The organism is Zobellia roscoffensis (genome assembly GCF_015330165.1).
GTDB classification, from domain to species: Bacteria; Bacteroidota; Bacteroidia; order Flavobacteriales; family Flavobacteriaceae; genus Zobellia; species Zobellia roscoffensis.
Window position 1 is genome coordinate 2,384,081 of the sequence record NZ_JADDXT010000002.1, and the last position, 20,628, is coordinate 2,404,708.

Here is a 20,628-nt window from a genome sequence, read left to right on the forward strand (position 1 = left end):
AGGATGTGTTTGTTGACTTAACTCATAGGAAATAGCTCTAATTGGTATAAAAAAATAACCCTTGGTAAAACCAAGGGCTATCTTCACTATCAACTAACTATCAAAAAAAGATAATCTTAATGTATCGTTTAAATTAGTAACCCGAATTTTGGACTAGATTAGGGTTGTTTTGCATTTCTGACGTAGGAATAGGAAACAAAAGTTCTCGTTCCGTCAATGCTTTATTAGGTAAATAAGAGAAATTGTGACCGACGAAATCTTCGAGTTGATTTGTTTCTGGATTGTACGCTTTTCTCCATCGGGCCATGTCATACCAAGTTTTATTTTCAAAACTTAGTTCATGTATCCTTTCTATGCGGACCGCTTCTCTAAATTCATCTTGAGATAGACCTGTTAAATCTGGGATTTCAGCACGCTGCCTAATTTGATTAATGGCATTGTAAGCTTCGGTTGATGGTGTTCCTTCAGCTTCATTTGTGGCCTCTGCGTACATCAATAAAACATCCGAATATCTATAAATACACCAGTTTAAATCTGATTGTGCACTTTCTTCGTTCGCTTGTATATCAAAGTGCTTGAATATATAAGGAGCGCCTAGATTGATACTATCATTTCTATCAGCTTCTAACGAATAACTCGTAAAATAGAATTGTTTTTCTTGAGCTCGCTTATCATCTGTTTCATAGGAATTGGCAAACTCATTTGTTGAGAAAATACCCCCGGTCTGTGCGGAGTAGGCTGATATACCTAGGTTGTAAGGTAAGATGGCCGGTTGCCAGTTAGCTGATTGGATATTGGCCGCGAACTGAGTCATAAAAATGTATTCACCAGTGTTTTTGGTTGCTGGGTCATGCAGGTCATCGTAAGAGTCAAATATGGTATATTGAGCAGAATCAATCACTTCTTTGGCTTTGTTTGCTGCAAGCTGGTAATTTTCTGTTTTCTGAAGGGGATAACCAGCCATGGTCAAATATACATCTGCCAATAAAGTTTTTATGGCCCCTAATGATACACGACCCGACTCATCTCTCCATGGTAAGCTTGAACTTTCTGCTTCGGTCAAATCACTAATGATCAAGTCGTAAACGGCCTCGGGTGAAGCTTGCTCTGGATAAAGTTGTTCTGAGCCCAAATCTACCGAATTGGTTATTATTGGAATATTACCAAACATCCGTACCAACCCAAAATAATAATAGGCTCTAAAGAATTTGGCCTCTGCCAAATAATTCTGTTTTTCCGTTTCATCCATATTGATTTCCGGAATTTTTTCAATGGCCAAATTCGCTCTAGATATACCAGTGTAATATTCTGTCCAGAAACTATTTCCATATCCATTATCTGAATTATTGATTAAATCTTTAACCAGATAGATATTGGTGGCTTGGCCAAGTGAGGTATTGGCTAAGCCGGTAGCGAATTCTAGCATTAACCAAGTTCCGCCGCCAAAACCACTATTAGTAATAGGAACCAGCGGTTCATAAATACCATTTACAGCACTTTCGGCGTGTTCTGCTTTGGTGAAATAAGTATCAGTAGTAAAGTTGGATTCGTCTTCTTCGTCTAAAAAGTCACTACATGCAGATGTAAGTGATATAGCGGATAAGACCACAACAGTTCGTATAAAATTTTTATAGGTTTTCATTTTTTTATCTTTTTAGATTATTACAGTCCAACGTTAAGGCCAATCATAAATGTGCGTGGTCTTGGGTAATCATATAGTGAGTAACCTTGATCAAAGGCTTGACTACCATTAGAACTTTCCGGGTCGTATCCAGGGTACTTGGTTGAGACAAAAAAGTTCTGTACAGAAGTGTAAATTCTTAACCGGTTCAGGTGTAAACGCTCTACTAGTTCTGGCTTAAAAACGTATGAAAGCATTAAGTTACGTCCTCTTAGAAAAGAGGCATCTTTTAATTTACCAGAGTCATTATTAGTATCGTAACCTGCAGCAATAGGTCTTATTTGTGCAATATCCGTATCCTGATTGTCCGGTGTCCATGCATTTAGTACTGTTGAAAAACTATTTGCTATAGTCTGGCGATCTTCTGCCGAATGTTCATCACGATACATTACACTGTTTCCGTATTGGAATTGAAGGTCAACAAGTAGTTCTAGGTTGCCATATCTAAAAGTGTTAGAAAAAGTTCCAAACCCATCAGCTATCCCTTTTCCTAGGATTGCTCTGTCATCGCTATTGATAGCTCCGTCATCATTTAAGTCTCTATATTTTATATCACCGGGGAGTCTGTCATAGATTGCCGCTTCCGCAGCTTCATCAGTATTCCATGTACCTTCATCAATATATCCGAAGAACGTTCCAACAGGTTCTCCTTCACGAATAAGAGTTGAGCCTAAGAAAATATCCGAACCTCCGGATAATGCTACGACCTTATTTTTGTTGATTGAAATATTAAAATTAGTATCCCAACCAAAAATCTCATTATTAACATTGGTAGTGTTTAAGGTGATTTCAATACCCTTGTTTTCCATACTGCCTACATTTTGGAATACATTTGTAAAACCGCTAGTGGAAGGAACTGGTGCTTCAAGAAGCATGTCTGTAGTTAACTTACGGTATGCATCTATCTCAAGAGCAATTCGGTTATTTAAAAGACCTATTTCGATTCCTGCATCTACTTGTTCCGTTTTTTCCCATTTTAAATCAGGATTGGCCATACGTTCCGGAATATTAAAAGATGCACGGTCACCGGCAAATATTACTGTTCCGCTTTCTAGTCCGGCTAAATATCTATATGCTGGAATTTCAGAATTTCCCGTTGCTCCATAACTGGCTCTAATTTTTAAATTAGAGATGGTTTCACTTTGGGATAAAAAGTCTTCATTAGAAACTCTCCAAGCCAGTGCCGCCGAAGGAAAGAAAGCAAATTGATTCTCAGGACCAAATTTTGATGAACCATCTGCTCGGCCTGTTAAGGTTAACAAGTATTTATTTTGGTGGTTATAATTTACCCGACCAAAATAAGAGTTTAGTCCGTAGGCTATGCGACTAGAAGTTGGTGTTTGTGGGTTAGATCCAGCTGCAAGATTGTTGAAGCCATAAAAATCATCTGCAAACCCCCTTGTCTCAGCTTTTGATTCAAACTCATCTATATGTTGCCAAGATAGTCCTACCATGGCGGTCAATGAATTTTCATTCTCAAAATCTTTGGTATATGTTAGGTAATTCTCAAATTGCCAGGAATTGTAACGCCCATTTTCAACATAAGCATTACCATCAGGTTGAGCAATATATCGTAAATCTTTACCTCCATAATAATCGTTTCTTTGATTGATTACATTGGCACCAACAGTAGTTCGTAGTTGTAAGTTCTTATGAAGGGCGATGTTGCTATAAAAATTACCCAAAAGGGTTTGTGTTTTTAGAAAGTACCTTCTATCGTTAGCCACTGCAACAGGGCTTCCGCCACCTTCCATTCCAGGGTAGTCTAAGTTAGAACCCCAACTTCCATCTTCATAGGTTACGGGAATTATAGGCAGCGCTTCAAATACTTGGCGCATTGTGGTAATACCACCTCCACCAAGTTGGTCTACTTGTTTTTCGTTTTGATCATTGTAGCCTAAACTACCGCCCACTCTAAGCCAATCTGTAATGTCTGAGTCCATTGTGAATCTAGCGGAATATCGCTTTAGCCAAGATTCTATGATCAGACCTTGCTCATCACGGAAGCCCATAAAAAGACCATAGTTACCTTTTTGAGTTCCTCCGGTAAAAGACAGTTGATGGTTTTGGGTAAAAGATGTTCTTATGGCTTCGTCTTGCCAATCGGTATCATACAAAGGGTTGCCCTCAGAATCAAAAAGTCTTGGATCGGTTCTTTTTAGCCTTGGGTCTGTGTATCTGCCGCCGGCCCATCCGTCCGGGTCAAATTTTTCAGCGTTTGCATATGCTGTTTCTTCTACTTGAAGAAATTCCTCGGAATTTAAAAGATCAAGTTTTTTTGGAAGTGTTCCAATGCTAAAATCAACATCGTAATTAAGACGACCGCCTCCACTGGTGTTTCCTCTTTTTGTACTTACCAAAATAACACCATTAGCACCTCTTGCTCCATAAATTGCTGTTGCAGAAGCATCTTTAAGCACCTCAATAGATTCAATATCATTAGGGTTCATGTAATCTATAGGTGTACTTCCGTTTGGTAGATTGGCTGCACTAAGAATAACCCCGTCAATTACGTAAAGAGGGGTGTTGGCAATACTAACCGAAGTATTACCTCTAATTCTTACCACTGTTCTACCTCCTGGTCTACCTGATCCAGAGGTTATATTGACCCCCGAAACTTTACCAGCTATAGCTTGGTTCATTGAGGCCGCTGGTCTTTCGGCAAGTTCCTCAGCTTTTACCGAGCCTACCGCTCCTGTAAGGTCACTTTTTTTCTGGGTACCATAACCAATGAGAACCACTTCATCTAAGGCCGCTGCACTCTCTTCCAGGCTAACGGTTATATTGCTTTGGCCATTGACCGGTATTTCTGTAGTGGTATATCCTATGTAGGATATGACAAGCACGGCATTTTCGCTACTAACTTCAATGGAAAAATTCCCATCAAAATCTGAGGTGACACCGTTTGTTGTACCTTTTTCAATAATACTTGCACCGGGTAAAGGTTGATTGCCCTGGTCATTAATTGTACCCGTAATTACGTTGTCCTGTTCATTCGATAAAGTATATCGAACAATGTCATTTTCATTTGAATATCTATCGAAATTATCGATAGATAAACTTGCTCCAAAAGCAGTCTGGAGACATACAATTTGAATACCCAGTAAGAAGCAAAGTTGTTTGATCTTAAAGGGTGATGATGTTGAGATCATAGTCTAGTTGTTTAGGTTGATGAATCAGTTAGGGGGATTTTATTTCAAATGTAATCGTATGATTGATGCCTGTACACCTGAAAAAATACAATTATTGGTACTTTTTTGTCATTTTGTATGGTATTGATATTTTACGGCTATTCTTTTTAGGAATAGCACATATTAATAAGTAGCTAATTATGGTTTTGTAAATTTTAGTACTAAATACTCATTTTTTTATGTTTTCAGATGAATTTTGTGCTTGTGGATATTAATCAAAAAACGTTGTAAATAACAGAGGCGAAGTGCAGGATAACAAAGAAGGGTAACTAATTTAATTCTTGATGTTAAGCAATAGAAACGTATTCTATTTTATATCTAGAATAGATGTGATTTTATAAAACACCTATTATTTTCCCAAGAATAGGTGTTTGGTAGAAAGGATAAAATAGTAGGAATTTGAATAAAACTAAAAAAGCTCTTCCATTTAATTGGAAGAGCTTTTTTTTAGAGAAAATTAAATGTGATTTATTTCATTGGATGTTCCTGTAGAAGTTCTTCCGGAGAATAGAAACCTTCCTTGTCTTTAATTTGCTCACGTACTTCTTTAACTTTTTCAACAGAAATTGGGGAAGCTTTATTACCGAATGTGTTTCTTACATAAGTTAATACAGCGGCTGTTTCCTCTTCATTCAATAATTTTCCAAATGGGGTCATAGGTACTTGGCCGGGATATTTTTTGCCTTTTACTTCAATAGGACCCATGATTCCGTTTGTAGTAAGCTTTATTAATCTTTCTTCACTACCCGTTACCCATTTTGATCCTGCTAGGGGTGGGAAACCGGCAGCACTTAATCCTTCTCCATCAGATTGGTGACAAGTAGCACAATACCCATCACGCTCATAAATTTCTTGTCCAGCCATTAAAAGTTCTAAATCCTTTCCTTTTAAATCTGTTTCGATAACATCTTTTGCTTTTTCACCAGCTCTATGTCCGTTTAAATGTGCAAGAGCAGCTTCGTATGGGCGTTCCATCCATTTATCCAGACCTTTTTTACCAGCTTCTGTAATGATTGGAATACCAATGTCTTTACCGAGTCTAGATGCTGAAACCAATGCTTCTAAACGCACACGTGGGTTGTCATCTTTAGCGGCTTGCATCAACAAATCAGCTTGATTATCTATTTGGTGACCGGTATATTTAAGAACGTTTACTGCAGCAGCACGTGCTCTAAAATCTTTAGCTTGCAATAGTTGGGTCAATAGGTCCTTATCAATTTGGTTTAATCCCCAAGTAACCCATAGTCCTTCTAATAAATGATGTTCATAACGAGGGTCGTTTTTATCTAAACTAGCGACCCATGTGTCTAATTTTGATAGAACCTCTTCAGCATCACGGGCTCTAAGTTCCCTCTTGGTACGATAGCGAGTTCTGTATTCTTGTAGTTTTAAGTTATCCAATAGCTCTTCAATAGTGGCGTCCGCAACTTTAGCAGGTTTAACCAAAGGTCTTGAAGGATAGGTAACTCTATATATTCTACCATGTACGTGGTCTCTTAATGGATCACGTGCATTATGCTGCATATGGCCAATTAATACATTACTCCAATCTAAAAAGTAGAGAGAACCATCTGGAGCAAACTCCATATCAACCGGTCTAAAGTTTTTATCATCAGAAAAAATCAGGTCTTTTCTGTGCTCACTTAGGTAACCAGCAGTTTCTGGGTCATCTACCATTTTGTGCTGTTTGGTTCCTCTAAAGCCAATAGTGTTATTGATTAACATATCACCTTGAATATTATCGGGAAAATGGCTACTAGAGACGAACTCTAAGCCAGAGGTTGGTCTTACTAAATGTTCTTTTTCAATAAGATTTTCGGGAATAGGAGAACTTACTCCGTAACGAGGAACGATAGTTCCCGGCATCATCCAAGTAGCGGCAGGTCCGGAAGTATGTTCAAAGAAAGGTTGACCCCAATCGTCAAAAGCAATTCCCCATGGGTTTGGTATAGCTAATTGAGCGGTGCGCTCCAGATGATGTCTTTGGGGGCTGTATCTATAAAATCCGCCGTTAGAACCTCTCACACTTCCATAAGCTGTTTCTACATTGGAATGAAGAAAAGTTCCTTCCCCCATAAATATAGCGCCTGACGGGTCTGTTGTAAATGCACTAATAGCATGGTGGGTATCATGGTCATCAAATCCGCTTAAAATAACTTCTTTTTTATCGGCTTTATCATCACCATCTGTATCCTTTAATAGTATCAGGTTGGTTCCCTGAGACATGTAAACACCCTCTGGAGCAAATTCAAAACCAATAGTAAGGTGAAGGCCATCTGCAAAAACAGTTTGCTTATCGGCTTTGTTATCACCATCCGTATCTTCAAATATAAGAAGCTTATCATTTGGTTTGCTGTCACCTGCTTTGTAGTGCGGGTAACTTGGCATTACGGCAACCCACAGCCTTCCTTTATTGTCAAAAGACATTTGTACGGGGTTTGCTAAGTCAGGAAATTGTTCTTCTGAAGCAAAAAGTTCTACTTTATAGCCAGGGGCTGTTTTAATTTGTGCCAGTGCTTCTTTGCCATATAGATATTCTGGATTACCATTTTTTTCACTAGCCTTGTAATTGGTCTTTACCTCGGGAAGTTTCTTGGTTTTAGCATCAGCAGCGGCTAAATCCATTTTTTCACCATGAATTGCTTCCCAGATTGCAATATCTCGGATGGCAGTCATTTCACGAATTTTGGCTATTTCAAACGGGTAGTTTTCTGGTCCATAAGGATCATATCTTCTTCCGTATACATGTACGCTATTTGGTATTTTAAAATCATTGAGCCAAAACCAGTTCTTTTCTTGAACGGCATCATGTACTAGTTGACGGTTGGTCTCATCTGCCTGTTTCTTTCCAAAAATGTCATCGGCCAATAGTTTGCCAAATTTTTTATAACCTGAGTCCGTAAGTTGAAATCCGTCTTGGGTCAGGTCTTCACTTTCAGTTTCGTACCAGTTTTTAGTAGCATCAAAGGCATCAACAAAAAGTACGCCCTCTTCGGCAGATACTTCTCTCATTGCTTCTGTATAAAGCGCTAAATTTTGATTTTCCTTAGTGCCATCTGGTAAATCCATCTTATCAGATAGATTTTCAAATGCAATTGGAGAAACAATTGCCAGTTGAGGAGGTGCTTGACCATTATATTTGGTGCTTAAAGTGTGTTTTATAAATGCACGTAATTCTTCTCTGTAGTTTGATAGCCCTTCTTGACCTTCAAAGGATTCGATATAGCCAAAAAATGCAACTATAATGTCTGGTTTTAAGCTTGTAATCCATTCGTCAGGAGTTGGAAAGTGGCCGACACTACCGGATTGGTGGCCGCCGTCATCTTCAACAAAATGTATTTTACTACCTGGGTCATGTTCAAACTTGTCAGCACCGGGAAAAGCCCATGGCGATTTTCTTGCCGCATGTGGTCTAAAGGCAGGAGTGTTTCCGCCATCACACATATTTCTAATATATAAAGAGTCGTTGGGGAACCTTAATTGCATTTCTGTTTCAAAATGCCCAAATTCCATCATCCTTGATCCTAAATTATTTCCAACTAAAACAATTCGGGAATTTTTTTCTAGAGTAAGAGTATTACTTTGTTTTTCGCTACATGCTAAAAAGCAAATAGCAACAGCGCAGGTAGTGAAGAGCCTTCCGATGCTGGTTTTTTTAATAATTTTCATAATATGCTGAATAAATTGTTTTGAGAATTGAGTTAATGCTGATTTGGTTTAAGCTATTATTTTGATTGATTGGCGTGAAATTAATAAGTTTAAGTTATTATTGTACTTTTTACACTTGTTAATATCGGAATTTGTATCCACATTAGCTGAGCTATTTTTAAAAAAGTGTAAATAAAATTAGAATGTTAGTGCGAGTGTAGACAAAACTATGATACATTTTGAATTAAATTATCCTGTATCTTACTAAAAGTTGGTACTTTTTTATCTTATATTGATGATTAAACGGATTTATAAAGAAAATTTATGAGTGTTCCAAGTATTGAAAAAACGTTAACTCCAAAGGAAACTTTTATATATAAAGACCTAATTGGTCCTTTTTTTAACCCCAATTGGCACTTTCATCCTGAGTTTCAGATTTCATACATTATGGAGGGTGAAGGTACCCGGTTTATTGGAGACCATGTTCAGAATTTTAAGAAGGGAGATTTGGTTATGACAGGACCTAATTTACCGCACTTATGGAGAAATGATAATGCCTATTTTAAGAAAGATAGTGGGTTGTCTACTAGAGGGTTGGTGATTTACTTTGATCATGTGCTTTTAAGTGAGCCTCTTCTTGAGATGGAAGAGTTTTATAAAATTAATAAACTTGTTGCGCACTCATTACGCGGAATAGAATTTCATGGGGAAACAAGAGAAATTATAATAAGGTTTCTTTTGGACCTTGATAAACAAAAGGGGTTTAAGCGGATTTTAAAACTTTTGGAAATTTTAGATACGTTAGCAAATAGTACGGAATATTCAATATTAGCTAGCCCTAACTATATGAATGCGTTTAAAGGAGGCGATGCAGAAAAAATGCGTAAAGTATATGATTATGTAATGACAAATTTTAAGACCAATATATCTCTAGATGAAGCATCGAGCTTGTTAAATATGACTACTACTTCTTTCTGTAGATACTTTAAGCCTAGGGCCAATAAGACTTTTACACGTTTTGTGAATGAAATACGAATAGGGCATGCAAGAAAATTATTGTTGGAAGATAATTTTAATATTTCTCAAATTAGTTATGAGTGTGGTTATAACGCCTTATCCAATTTTAATAGACAATTTAAGTCTATTACAGATATGAGTCCGCTTGAGTACAGAAAGTTATTTTTAAATATTCAAACTCCAGTCTAGTCTTATAAAAGTGAGTGGAATTTACCTTGGAATAGGGAAAAAAAGTATCAACCTTTAAGAAAATAAAGGAATTTTGAAGTTTCATTAAGTGCTAGATTTGTTAATTGCTTAGAATTTATAGCGCATAATAGTCAAATACGGAAGAAAGGCGCAGTAAAATTTAGCTTTTACAACATATATACTAGATTTTAAATTAACCATTATAGAATGAAAATAGGAATGAATATGTTGCTGTGGACAAACCATGTCACGGAGCAGCACTTTGGTATTGTAGATACACTAAAAGAAACCGGATACGACGGCGTTGAACTTTTTTTTGGAGAGGGTAGTGAAAAATACTATTCGCAATTAGGAAATCATTTTTCGGGTATGGATATGGGTATTACTGGGGTAGCGTCTTTATCTGCAGAACAGAATATAGCTAGTCCTGATAAAAAGGTTAGAGAAGCAGGGTTAGAGCGTTTAAAGTGGTCTATTGATATGGGTGCGGCAGCTAATGCAGAGGTTTTATGTGGTCCGTTTCATTCTACTTTCGCCTTGTTTACAAGACAGCCACCTACTTTAGAGGAAAAAAAATGGAGCAATGAGATGTTGCTAAAAGCAGCTGAGTATGCCAAAGGTGCCAATATTGTGCTTACCCCTGAAGCCGTTAATAGATTTGAGTGTTACCTATATAATACAATGGCAGATTTAGGTGATATGGTAAAAGAAGTAAATCATCCAAATTTGGGTGCCATGTTTGATACTCATCATGCCAATATTGAAGAGAAAAGCCAATCTGGAGCTATAAAAACCATAGCTCCGTATTTAAAGCATGTGCATATTAGTGAGAACGATAGGGGAACACCTGGTAGAGGCCAGATAAACTGGCCAGATGTTTTTACAGCCTTAAAAGAAATTGAATACAAAGGTTGGGTGACTATAGAGGCATTTAGCACAACCATACCTGAATTTGCCAACGCTATTAATGTATGGCGAAATTACTCTCCCGTAGAAGAAGTATATACAGAAGGATTTAAACTCATATCCGAAGGATTGGGAATGACCAAATAAGCACCTTTAAAACTTGAACAGAATGAAAAATGTATTGCCAATTGTTATTTGTCTATTTTTATTTGCGTGTAAAGAGCAGAAAAACACCGTAACAAAAGAACCTGAAGTGGCTCAAGAGGTAGATTCTCCAAAAAAGTGGTTAACCTTTGAAGGTGCCGATGAAAATGCGAAACATATTGTAATGATTTCGGGAGATGAAGAATACCGTTCAGAAGAAGCTTTGCCGCAATTGGCAAAAATTCTTTCTAAACATCATGGTTTTAAATGTACCGTTTTGTTCGCTCAAGAAGAGGATAAGCCTGGTATTATTAACGCCAATTATGTAAAGAATATTCCAGGTTTGGAAGCTTTGGCTTCGGCAGATATGATGGTGGTTTTTACGCGTTTCCGTGCGTTGCCGGATAACCAAATGAAATTTATTGATGATTATTTAAAATCAGGAAAGCCGGTAATGGGGCTTAGAACGGCTACTCATGCATTCAATTTTCCTAAAGATTCAGATTCCGACTATGCATATTATAGTCATAATTATGAAGGTGATAAAATAGAGTGGCATGGCGGGTTTGGACGTTTGGTTCTTGGTGAAAAATGGATTAGTCATCATGGTCACCACAAACACCAAAGTACAAAAGGTATGGTTGCTATAGGGGCCAATACAACCGGTATTACTAACGGTATTTCTGATGGTGACGTTTGGGGTGCTAGTGATGTGTACGGTGTAAGGCTTCCTCTTCCTGGAGATTCTCAGCCTATCATTTTAGGTCAGGTAATGAACAGAAAGGGCGAATTTGATGAAAGTGATGTCTTTTATGGAATGAAACCTACCGATGACGAAATAGCAACGACCAATAAAGACGGAGAGAATCTTGGAGATGAATTAATGCCGGTAACTTGGATTAAGAGTTATCAATTACCAGAGGGAAAAAAAGGGAAAGCTTTTACTTCTACCGTTGGTGCTGCAAATGACCTTTTAATAGAAGGAACAAGAAGGTTATTGGTAAACGGTGTATTTTGGTCTCTTGACTTAGAAATACCGGAGAAAGCAGACGTAACTTTAGTAGGTAACTATGAGCCAACTAAATTTGAATTTAGAAAAGAGGACTATTGGCCAGCAAAACAGGTGAGTATAAAAAGTTTTGAGTAGTAGTTGGCTAAAGTCTATACTTTATGAAAATAGCTTAGTGCATAAGAGATAACCACACTAAATTGTACTTGCAACAAAAAAGGGAACATTTAGTTAAGAGTTATGGCGATTTTCCATGATATGAATTTATGTTTTTGGAAAACTCTAGTGTAAACTTAAAACTGAATATGAAGTTAATAGTAAGCGTATTTTTTGCATTGAGCACTTTGTTAAACTGTGCTGAAAAAGAGAGAAGAGCAGGTCTTGAAACTGCAAATCCAGAGAAACCAAACATTATCTTGCTTATGGCAGATGATCAAGGCTGGGGAGATACAGGTTATAATGGGCATTCACATTTAAATACGCCTAATCTAGATAAAATGGCAAGTAATGGAGCTGTTTTTGAACGTTTCTATGCCGCATCAGCCGTGTGTTCTCCAACAAGGGGTAGTGTTATGACTGGTAGGCATCCTTTGCGCTATGGAATATGTCATGCCAATTGCGGTCACATAAAACCGCAAGAGATTACTTTGGGTGAAATGGTAAAAGATGTGGGCTATACTACAGGTCATTTTGGAAAATGGCATTTAGGCACGTTAACACGTGATACGGTAGAGGCAAATAGAGGAGGAAGACCAAAATTTGATGGAGAGTATGCGCCGCCTTGGGATCATGGATTTGACGTTAATTTTGTTACCGAATCTAAAGTACCAACTTGGAATCCTATGATTACACCGCCACAATCATCTGGTGACGTCAATGGAGACTTGGTTGAAGGGATGCCTTTTAATACTTCGTACTGGACAGGGCCTGATGAAATAGCAACGGATAATTTAGAAGGAGATGATTCTCGGATAATTATGGATAGGGCTATTCCTTTTATTGAGAATGCTGTAAAAAGCAAAAATCCTTTTTTAAGTATTATTTGGTTTCATACGCCACATTTGCCGGTTATCGCTGGAGATGAAGATCGTAACCTTTATAAAGATCTCTCCGAGGACCAACAACATTACTATGGGGTTATTTCGGCTATGGATAAACAGGTAGGGCGTCTTAGGGCTAAATTGAAAGAATTGGGTATAGCAGAGAATACCATTCTTTTTTATACGAGTGATAACGGCCCTGAGGGAAAATCGGTTTCCGGTAGAACCCAAGGAATAACCAAGCAACTTAAAGGAAGAAAAAGAAGTCTATATGAAGGTGGCATACGTGTGCCGGGAATTATGGAGTGGCAGGGTAAGATAGCACCCGGCATCAAAGTAGAAGTTCCTTGTTTCACATCAGACTATTTTCCAACTATAGCAAATATACTAAACGTCGATTTAAAGAAAAATGAGCGTCCGTATGATGGAATCGATTTGCTACCCATTGTACAGGGAAAAGTTAAACAAAGGACTGCTCCTTTAGCTTTTGAGTTTAAAAATCAGGCTGCGTTAATGGACAATGAGTATAAGATTTATAGTAATGATACGGGAAAACATTTTGAACTTTATAATATTAAGAATGATCCGGGTGAAAAAATAGAACTTTCCAAAGATCAACCTGAAATATTAGAGGCAATGACCTTTGTTTGGAGAGAATGGAAAATTTCTCAGGATAATAGTGCCCAAGAAAATGATTATTAATCCGGACGGTGTTTTTAAAAACAAGATGCTCTTGGTCATTTAAGATTTAATAGTATATCTTTTGTCACGGGCCTTGTAAGCAACATTCATTACGAGGCCTGCGATAATTAAGAGTATACCAACTAAGCTCCAGATAGTATATATTTCACCTAGCCACATAAAACCAATTAGTCCGGTAAAAAGTACTTCTAGGTACTTAAAAGGTGCAACAAGGTTGTTTGATGCTATTTGAAACGCTTTGGTCATGTACAATTGACCAATGAATCCGAAAAAACCTAAAGTTGAAAGAAACAACCAATCTATTCCTATTGGATTTTGCCAATATGGAATCATTAATAGTCCTCCAAAAATAGTAGCTGTAAACATGAAGTAGTTCACAATAACAATAGGATGGTCTCTTTTTCCTATTTTACTGATGATAATGTAGACGAGACCGCTAAGGACGGCCGCACCAAAAACAAGTGTGAGCCCGGTACTGTCTAAATGAGTATCCAAACCTTTTAGCGTAAGAACTCCAATAAAAGAAACAATAAAGAATAACCATTGAATAGGCTTTACCTTTTCCTTTAGAAGGAATATAGCAAAAATAGCCGAAAAAATGGGGGCTAGGTATCGTAATGAAACGGCCGTTCCGGCGGAAAGGTATTTCAAAGACATAAAAAATAGGGTCATTGAGCTCGTTCCAACAATGGCTCTAAGAACAAGTAATTTCTTGTTGTTCCCCAATATGGGAATCTTTAATTGCTTCAGGATAGCCATGGTGAGAATAAAGGAACCAAAACCTCTAAAGAATACAATTTGATAAACACTATAGTGCTGTAATTGCTTCACGGCAACATTCATTAGAGTGAAGGCTAAAGCACTAATAATCATATAAAAGAGAACTTTTTTAATGTTCATAACAGAAGCAGATACTGTTTTTACTACGAGAATGGTAGTAGATAAAAAAATCCAACCCAATTTAATTGGGTTGGATCGTATAAAATCTAGTCTATAAAACTAACCCTGGGCTATACCCTTGGTAAATCTCCTTCGCCTTTTAATGGTAGGGCAGATTCTCCCATAAGGTAAGTGTCTACATGATATGCAGCTTGACGACCCTCTGAAATAGCCCAAACAATTAAGGATTGGCCACGTCTTTGATCACCAGCAGCAAATATACCCGGTACGTTTGTTTTATAATCAGCTTCGCTAGCTTTAATGTTAGTTCTGCCGTCCGCTTCAATACCTAATTGCTCGGCAATTGTCATTTCAGAACCAGTAAATCCTAATGCTAAAAGAGCTAGTTCACATTTCCATTCTTTCTCCGTGCCAGCAACTTCTTTTAGTTGTGGGCGTTGTCCTGGGGTTTTAATCCATTCTACTTCAGAAGTAACTAGTCCTGTTAAATTACCGTCCTTATCTCCCAAGAATTTTTTGGTAGATATGCTGAAAAAACGTTCTGCACCTTCTTTATGAGAAGTACTCGTTTTTAAACGCATAGGCCAGAAAGGCCAAGGTTGTCCTTCAGGTCTTTCTACGGTAGACATTGGCATAATTTCAAAGTTAGAAACAGAAGTTGCACCGTGTCTTATAGATGTTCCTATACAGTCAGAACCAGTATCACCACCACCAATAACAACAACGTCCTTGCCGGTAGCCATTATTTCATTTTCAAAAGTTTTGACTCCGTCTACTCTTCTGTTGTTTTGTGGTAAGAAATCCATAGCTTGGACAACACCTTTTAGGTCTGCACCTTCTATAGGTAGGTTTCTGCGAACAGTTGCTCCACCTGAAAGTACTACGGCATCAAAATCGTTTTTAAGATCCTCGCCAGAAATATCCTTTCCTACATGAACATCACATTTGAACTCTATACCTTCTTCTTCTAAAACTTTAAGCCTACGGTCTATGATGTGTTTTTCCATCTTAAAATCAGGAATACCATAACGCAAAAGACCACCTGGTTTTTCGTCTCTTTCAAAAACGGTAACGGTATGGCCTGCACGGTTCAATTGTTGAGCGGCTGCAAGGCCAGCAGGACCAGAACCTACAACAGCTACCTTTTTGTCGGTTCTGTTTTTAGGAGGCTGAGCAACAATCCAACCTTTTTCAAAGGCTGTTTCAACAATGTTTTTCTCAATATTCTCAATAGTTACCGGGTCTTCATTGATGCCTAATACACAGGCTTCTTCACATGGAGCCGGACAAAGTCTACCGGTAAATTCCGGGAAGTTGTTCGTTGAATGTAAAATTTGAGCTGCTTTTTCCCATTTGGCACGGTATACCGCATCATTAAAATCCGGAATTAAGTTCCCCAATGGGCAACCACTATGGCAAAACGGAATACCGCAGTCCATACATCTAGCACCTTGATCTTTAAGTTCTGTTTCTTTTAGAGGAACAGTAAATTCATTATAATTTTTCACGCGATCTTCAACAGGCGCGTACGATTCTACTTTTCTATCGAATTCCAAAAATCCTGTTATCTTTCCCATTTCTCGACTTTAAATAGTTTCTAATTTTTCTCTTTCCATACGTAACAATGCCTGTTTGTATTCTTCTGGTAAAACCTTAACGAATTTAGGTAAGCAATCTTCCCACTTCTCTAAAATGCGCTGTGCAAGCGGACTTAAAGTAGCATTGTAGTGACTTTCGATTAAATCTTTCAATTGCTTGATGTCCTCATCTTCGGTTACCGATAATAAGTTAAGGTCGTCGTTATTACATTTTTTCCTGAAGGTATTTTTAGCATCATATATAAAAGCAATTCCACCGCTCATACCTGCACCAAAGTTTCTTCCAACTTCACCAAGAATCACGGCAACACCGCCGGTCATATATTCACAACCATGATCACCAATACCTTCTACTACGGCTTTGGCACCGGAGTTACGAACGCAGAAACGTTCACCGGCCTTTCCGTTAATATAAGCACGACCAGCTGTGGCTCCATAAAGGGTAACATTACCCGTGATTACGTTGTCCTCTGGTACGATAGTAGATTTTTCAGGAACCTTAATAACTAGCTTAGCCCCAGATAAACCTTTTCCTAGATAATCATTGGTATTTCCATTTACCGTCATGGTCAGACCTCTGGTGGCAAAAGCACCAAAACTTTGTCCTGCTGAACCTGTAAAGTTCAGTTTTAAAGTATTTATCGGTAGCCCTTGTGCTCCGTACACTTTGGAAATTTCATTACTGATAATGGCTCCAACCGCACGGTCTGTATTTTTAATAGGAAAATCTAATGTTAGTTTTTCTTTTCTAAATAAAGATGGATTCGCTTTTGCGATGATATCAAATTCAATTGATTTATCAATATCGTGGGTTTGAGCTTGGGTATTGTAAAACTTAGTTCCGGCCGGTACATCAACTTCGTATAAAATCGGAGTTAAATCGATACCTGCAGATTTGTAATGGTCAATTGCTTTCTTACGGTCTAGCTTTTGAACTTGACCAACCATTTCGTTGATGGTTCTAAAACCCAATTGAGCCATGATTTCTCGTAATTCTTGTGCCACAAAGTACATGTAGTTTACAACATGCTCTGGTTTTCCTGCAAATTTCTTACGTAATTCTGGGTTTTGAGTTGCAATACCTACTGGGCAAGTGTTCAAATGACATACACGCATCATAATACAACCTGAAGCTACAAGTGGAGCTGTGGCAAAACCAAACTCTTCTGCCCCTAATAAACACGCTACTGCAACATCACGACCTGTTTTGAGCTGACCGTCACATTCAAGAACGATTCTGTTTCTTAGGTCATTCATTACCAAGGTTTGCTGTGCTTCCGCAACACCAAGTTCCCATGGTAGACCTGCATGTTTTAATGAGGTTAATGGAGATGCTCCCGTACCTCCGTCAAATCCGGAAATAAGGACAACATCTGCTTTGGCTTTAGAAACCCCTGCGGCAACTGTACCTACACCAACCTCAGAAACTAATTTTACGTTTATACGTGCTTCTCTGTTGGCTGATTTTAAATCATATATCAATTGCGATAAATCTTCAATCGAATAAATATCGTGATGTGGTGGAGGTGAAATTAAACCTACATAAGGCGTAGAGTTTCTAGTTTTGGCAATGGATGGGTTCACTTTAGGACCGGGTAATTGACCTCCTTCGCCTGGCTTGGCACCCTGTGCCATTTTAATCTGTATTTCTTTTGCATTGGTCAGGTAATCGGAAGTAACTCCAAAACGACCTGATGCAACTTGTTTTATGGCGCTGTTTTTCCAGTCTCCCGTAGCGTTTTTGTAGAAACGCTCAGAATCTTCTCCTCCTTCACCCGAATTACTTTTACCTCCAATACGGTTCATGGCAATAGCCAAGTTCTCGTGGGCTTCTTTACTAATAGACCCGTAAGACATAGCACCGGTCTTAAAGCGCTTTACGATTTCAGTCCATGGTTCTACCTCTTCCAATGGAATAGGGTCATAATTAGAGAATTCGAATAAACCACGAATGGTCATCAAATTTTTTGACTGTTCGTTCACCATAGAAGAATACTCCTTATAGGTGTCGTTCTCATTACCACGTACCGCTTTTTGAAGTTTTGCAACCGTTAATGGGTTGAACATATGTTTTTCGCCATCACGTCTCCAACGATATTCTCCACCTATTTCTAGGTCAAGGTTGGCAGCAACTTCTTTTGTGCTAAAAGCTTTCTTGTGGCGCTTTGCAACTTCTTTCTCTATTTGATATAGACCGATACCTTGAATACGGGTAGGTGTATTAGGGAAGTATTTGTCAACCACTTTACTGTTGATACCAATACACTCAAAAAGTTGAGAACCTCGGTATGAGTTCAACGTAGAAATACCAATTTTGTTCATTACTTTAAGAATACCCTTGCCAATAGCCTTGTTGTAATTCTTAACGGCCTCTTCAAAAGTAAAGTCGGTAATGTCATGCTCTTCTATCTGCTCTCCAATAATTTCGTTTACCAAGTACGGGTTAATCGCACTGGCTCCAAAACCGAACAATAGGCAGAAATGGTGCACTTCTCTTGGTTCTGCAGACTCAATAATAACACTTAGTTTGCTTCGCTTTCCTAAACGCTGAAGACCACTGTTTACATAGGAACAGGCAAGTAGTGCAGGAATTGGTGCTTGGGATTCGTTTACATTTCTATCCGAAAGGATGATGATGTTCGCGCCCTGGTCAATAGCTTTAGATGCTTGGTCAAGAATAGACTCTAAGGCGTCTTCCAAACCGTTGTGACCTCTATTTATTTCGTAAAGGGTTGGGATGGAAACTACTTTATAGTCAGGACTAGCATCATAGTTTTTGATTTTATCCAAATCTTCTTTGGATATAACCGGATTCTGAATTTTTAGTTTTCGACAATGTAATTCAGAGAAGTCGAATATATTGTGGTCACTACCTAGGGTAAGACTAATATCCGTAATCAATTCTTCACGAATACCATCCAAAGGTGGGTTCGTTACCTGAGCGAATAATTGTTGGAAATAATTATAGATCAACTGTGGGCGCTGAGATAATACTGCAATTGGAGTATCAGACCCCATAGAGCCAATAGGCTCTTTGGCCGTTTTACCCATTGGAAGGATAATGGTATTAATATCTTCAAGCGTATAACCAAAAACAGATTTACGCTTTTCGAGTGAAGCTTCACCTAAAAATAGCGGGCAGTCATTATAAGGTATGTCCTTAAGGTGAACTAGATTTTTATCTAACCATTCTTTATAAGGTTGGCGGCTGGCTATATCTTCTTTGATTTCTTCATCATTGATGATACGGCCTTCTTCCATATTTACCAAGAACATCTTGCCCGGCTCCAATCTTCCGTGAAATTCAACATTTTCAGGAACGATTTCTACAACACCAGTTTCAGAAGACATAATTACATAGTCATCTTTAGTTACTGTGTATCGTGATGGTCTTAAACCATTACGGTCAAGTACCGCTCCAATATAGTTTCCGTCAGTAAAAGGTACAGATGCAGGTCCGTCCCATGGTTCCATCATACAAGAGTGATACTCGTAAAAAGCTCTTTTAGCTTCGGACATATCCGGATTCTTCTCCCATGCTTCTGGCACTAAAATCATCATTACCTCAGGTAAAGACCTTCCTGTCATCAACAATAATTCAACAACCATATCCATGGTGGCTGAATCTGATTTCCCTGGAAGTATAACGGGTAGGATACTTTTTATTTCGTCTCCAAACCAATCGCTCTTTAATAATTCTTCGCGTGAGCGCATTCTAGATACGTTACCACGAAGGGTGTTTATTTCTCCGTTGTGACACATGTAACGGAAAGGTTGTGCCAAATCCCAAGTAGGGAAGGTATTTGTGGAAAAACGTTGGTGAACCAATGATAAACGGGTTACCACACGAGGGTCCATTAAATCTTTATAATAAAGGCTGATGTCTTTAGGCATCAAAAGCCCTTTGAATATGATAATTTTTGTTGAAAGGCTAGGTACGTAGAAGAATTTGCTTTCCGAAAGTTTTGAATTGATGACGGCATGTTCCGTAACTTTTCTTGCGATGAACAACTTTAGGTTGAAGTTAAAATAGTCTTGCTCATCATTTTCTTTAGCTATGAAAACTTGCTTAACGTACGGCTCGGTTTCCATTGCAACACGACCAGGAATAGATCGGTTTACGGGAACATCTCTCCAGCCTAATAACTTTAGGCCTTGCTTTTTTATATTTTCTTCAAAAGTAGAGGTACAGAATTCACGCTGGTTCTCTTTTTGTGGTAAAAATATGTTACCTACAGCATATTTACCTGGTTCAGGAAGTTCAAAATCACAAACTGCCTTAAAAAAATCATGAGGTATATCTATAAGTATACCAGCACCATCTCCAGTCTTTCCATCTGAACTAACAGCACCACGGTGCTCTAACTTGTCTAATATCTCCAGTGCTTTGTGGATAATGTCATTAGACTTCTTTCCTTTAAGGCTGCAGATAAAGCCTGCGCCACAGTTGTCATGTTCAAATTCCGGTAGGTACAACCCTTGCTTCTTCAACGTCATAGATTATGGTATTTATCCAAAAATAGCATTTCTGATGAATAATTAGCAGCTATTTTTGTCTAATCAAATAAAAATTCAACGTTTCAAATAAAACGTTGAAAAATAT

Annotated in this window: 10 protein-coding genes; 4 read left to right on the forward strand and 6 right to left on the reverse strand. The window is 38.2% G+C overall.

What is annotated here, in order from left to right; genetic code table 11:
* Window positions 1–133 precede the first annotated feature (133 nt).
* The 3 genes from IWC72_RS09995 to IWC72_RS10005 all read right to left on the reverse strand — a co-directional run bounded on the left by IWC72_RS09995 (window position 134) and on the right by IWC72_RS10005 (window position 8,541).
* Entirely contained in the window at window positions 134–1,642 is a 1,509-nt protein-coding gene (locus tag IWC72_RS09995; protein ID WP_194526058.1) for a RagB/SusD family nutrient uptake outer membrane protein, read from the reverse strand.
* A 20-nt stretch (window positions 1,643–1,662) separates the two neighbouring features.
* A complete protein-coding gene (locus IWC72_RS10000) occupies window positions 1,663–4,833 on the reverse strand; it encodes a SusC/RagA family TonB-linked outer membrane protein (RefSeq protein WP_194529682.1) in 3,171 nt (1,056 codons plus the stop codon).
* Window positions 4,834–5,340: 507 nt separating this feature from the next.
* Complete coding sequence (locus tag IWC72_RS10005; RefSeq protein ID WP_194529683.1) at window positions 5,341–8,541, reverse strand: PVC-type heme-binding CxxCH protein; 3,201 nt, start codon at window positions 8,539–8,541, stop codon at window positions 5,341–5,343.
* Between the two features lie 303 nt (window positions 8,542–8,844).
* Between IWC72_RS10005 and IWC72_RS10010 the strand changes: the two genes are divergently transcribed.
* From IWC72_RS10010 to IWC72_RS10025, 4 genes are all read left to right on the forward strand, one after another.
* Window positions 8,845–9,726 carry an AraC family transcriptional regulator gene (locus tag IWC72_RS10010; protein WP_194529684.1) on the forward strand — a complete coding sequence of 294 codons (882 nt, stop codon included), beginning with the start codon at window positions 8,845–8,847 and terminating at the stop codon, window positions 9,724–9,726.
* Between the two features lie 207 nt (window positions 9,727–9,933).
* Window positions 9,934–10,779 carry a sugar phosphate isomerase/epimerase family protein gene (locus tag IWC72_RS10015; protein WP_194526062.1) on the forward strand — a complete coding sequence of 282 codons (846 nt, stop codon included), beginning with the start codon at window positions 9,934–9,936 and terminating at the stop codon, window positions 10,777–10,779.
* Window positions 10,780–10,801: 22 nt separating this feature from the next.
* Complete coding sequence (locus tag IWC72_RS10020) at window positions 10,802–11,923, forward strand: ThuA domain-containing protein (RefSeq protein ID WP_194526063.1); 1,122 nt, start codon at window positions 10,802–10,804, stop codon at window positions 11,921–11,923.
* A 167-nt stretch (window positions 11,924–12,090) separates the two neighbouring features.
* A complete protein-coding gene (locus IWC72_RS10025) occupies window positions 12,091–13,527 on the forward strand; it encodes a sulfatase family protein (protein WP_194529685.1) in 1,437 nt (478 codons plus the stop codon).
* A gap of 39 nt (window positions 13,528–13,566) precedes the next feature.
* On the opposite strand, the gene IWC72_RS10030 is transcribed toward IWC72_RS10025, so the two are convergent.
* Genes IWC72_RS10030 through gltB form a run of 3 tightly spaced genes read right to left on the reverse strand, consistent with a single transcriptional unit; the run spans window position 13,567 to window position 20,522 of the window.
* Window positions 13,567–14,487 (reverse strand): DMT family transporter, encoded by a 921-nt coding sequence (locus IWC72_RS10030; RefSeq protein ID WP_317171403.1) that lies wholly within the window; start codon window positions 14,485–14,487, stop codon window positions 13,567–13,569.
* 50 nt (window positions 14,488–14,537) lie between these two features.
* Window positions 14,538–16,004, reverse strand: coding sequence for a glutamate synthase subunit beta (locus IWC72_RS10035; protein ID WP_194529687.1), 1,467 nt, complete (start codon window positions 16,002–16,004; stop codon window positions 14,538–14,540).
* A gap of 9 nt (window positions 16,005–16,013) precedes the next feature.
* Window positions 16,014–20,522: a glutamate synthase large subunit gene (gene gltB, locus IWC72_RS10040; RefSeq protein ID WP_194529688.1), complete on the reverse strand. Its 4,509-nt coding sequence runs from the start codon at window positions 20,520–20,522 to the stop codon at window positions 16,014–16,016.
* Window positions 20,523–20,628: the final 106 nt, after the last annotated feature.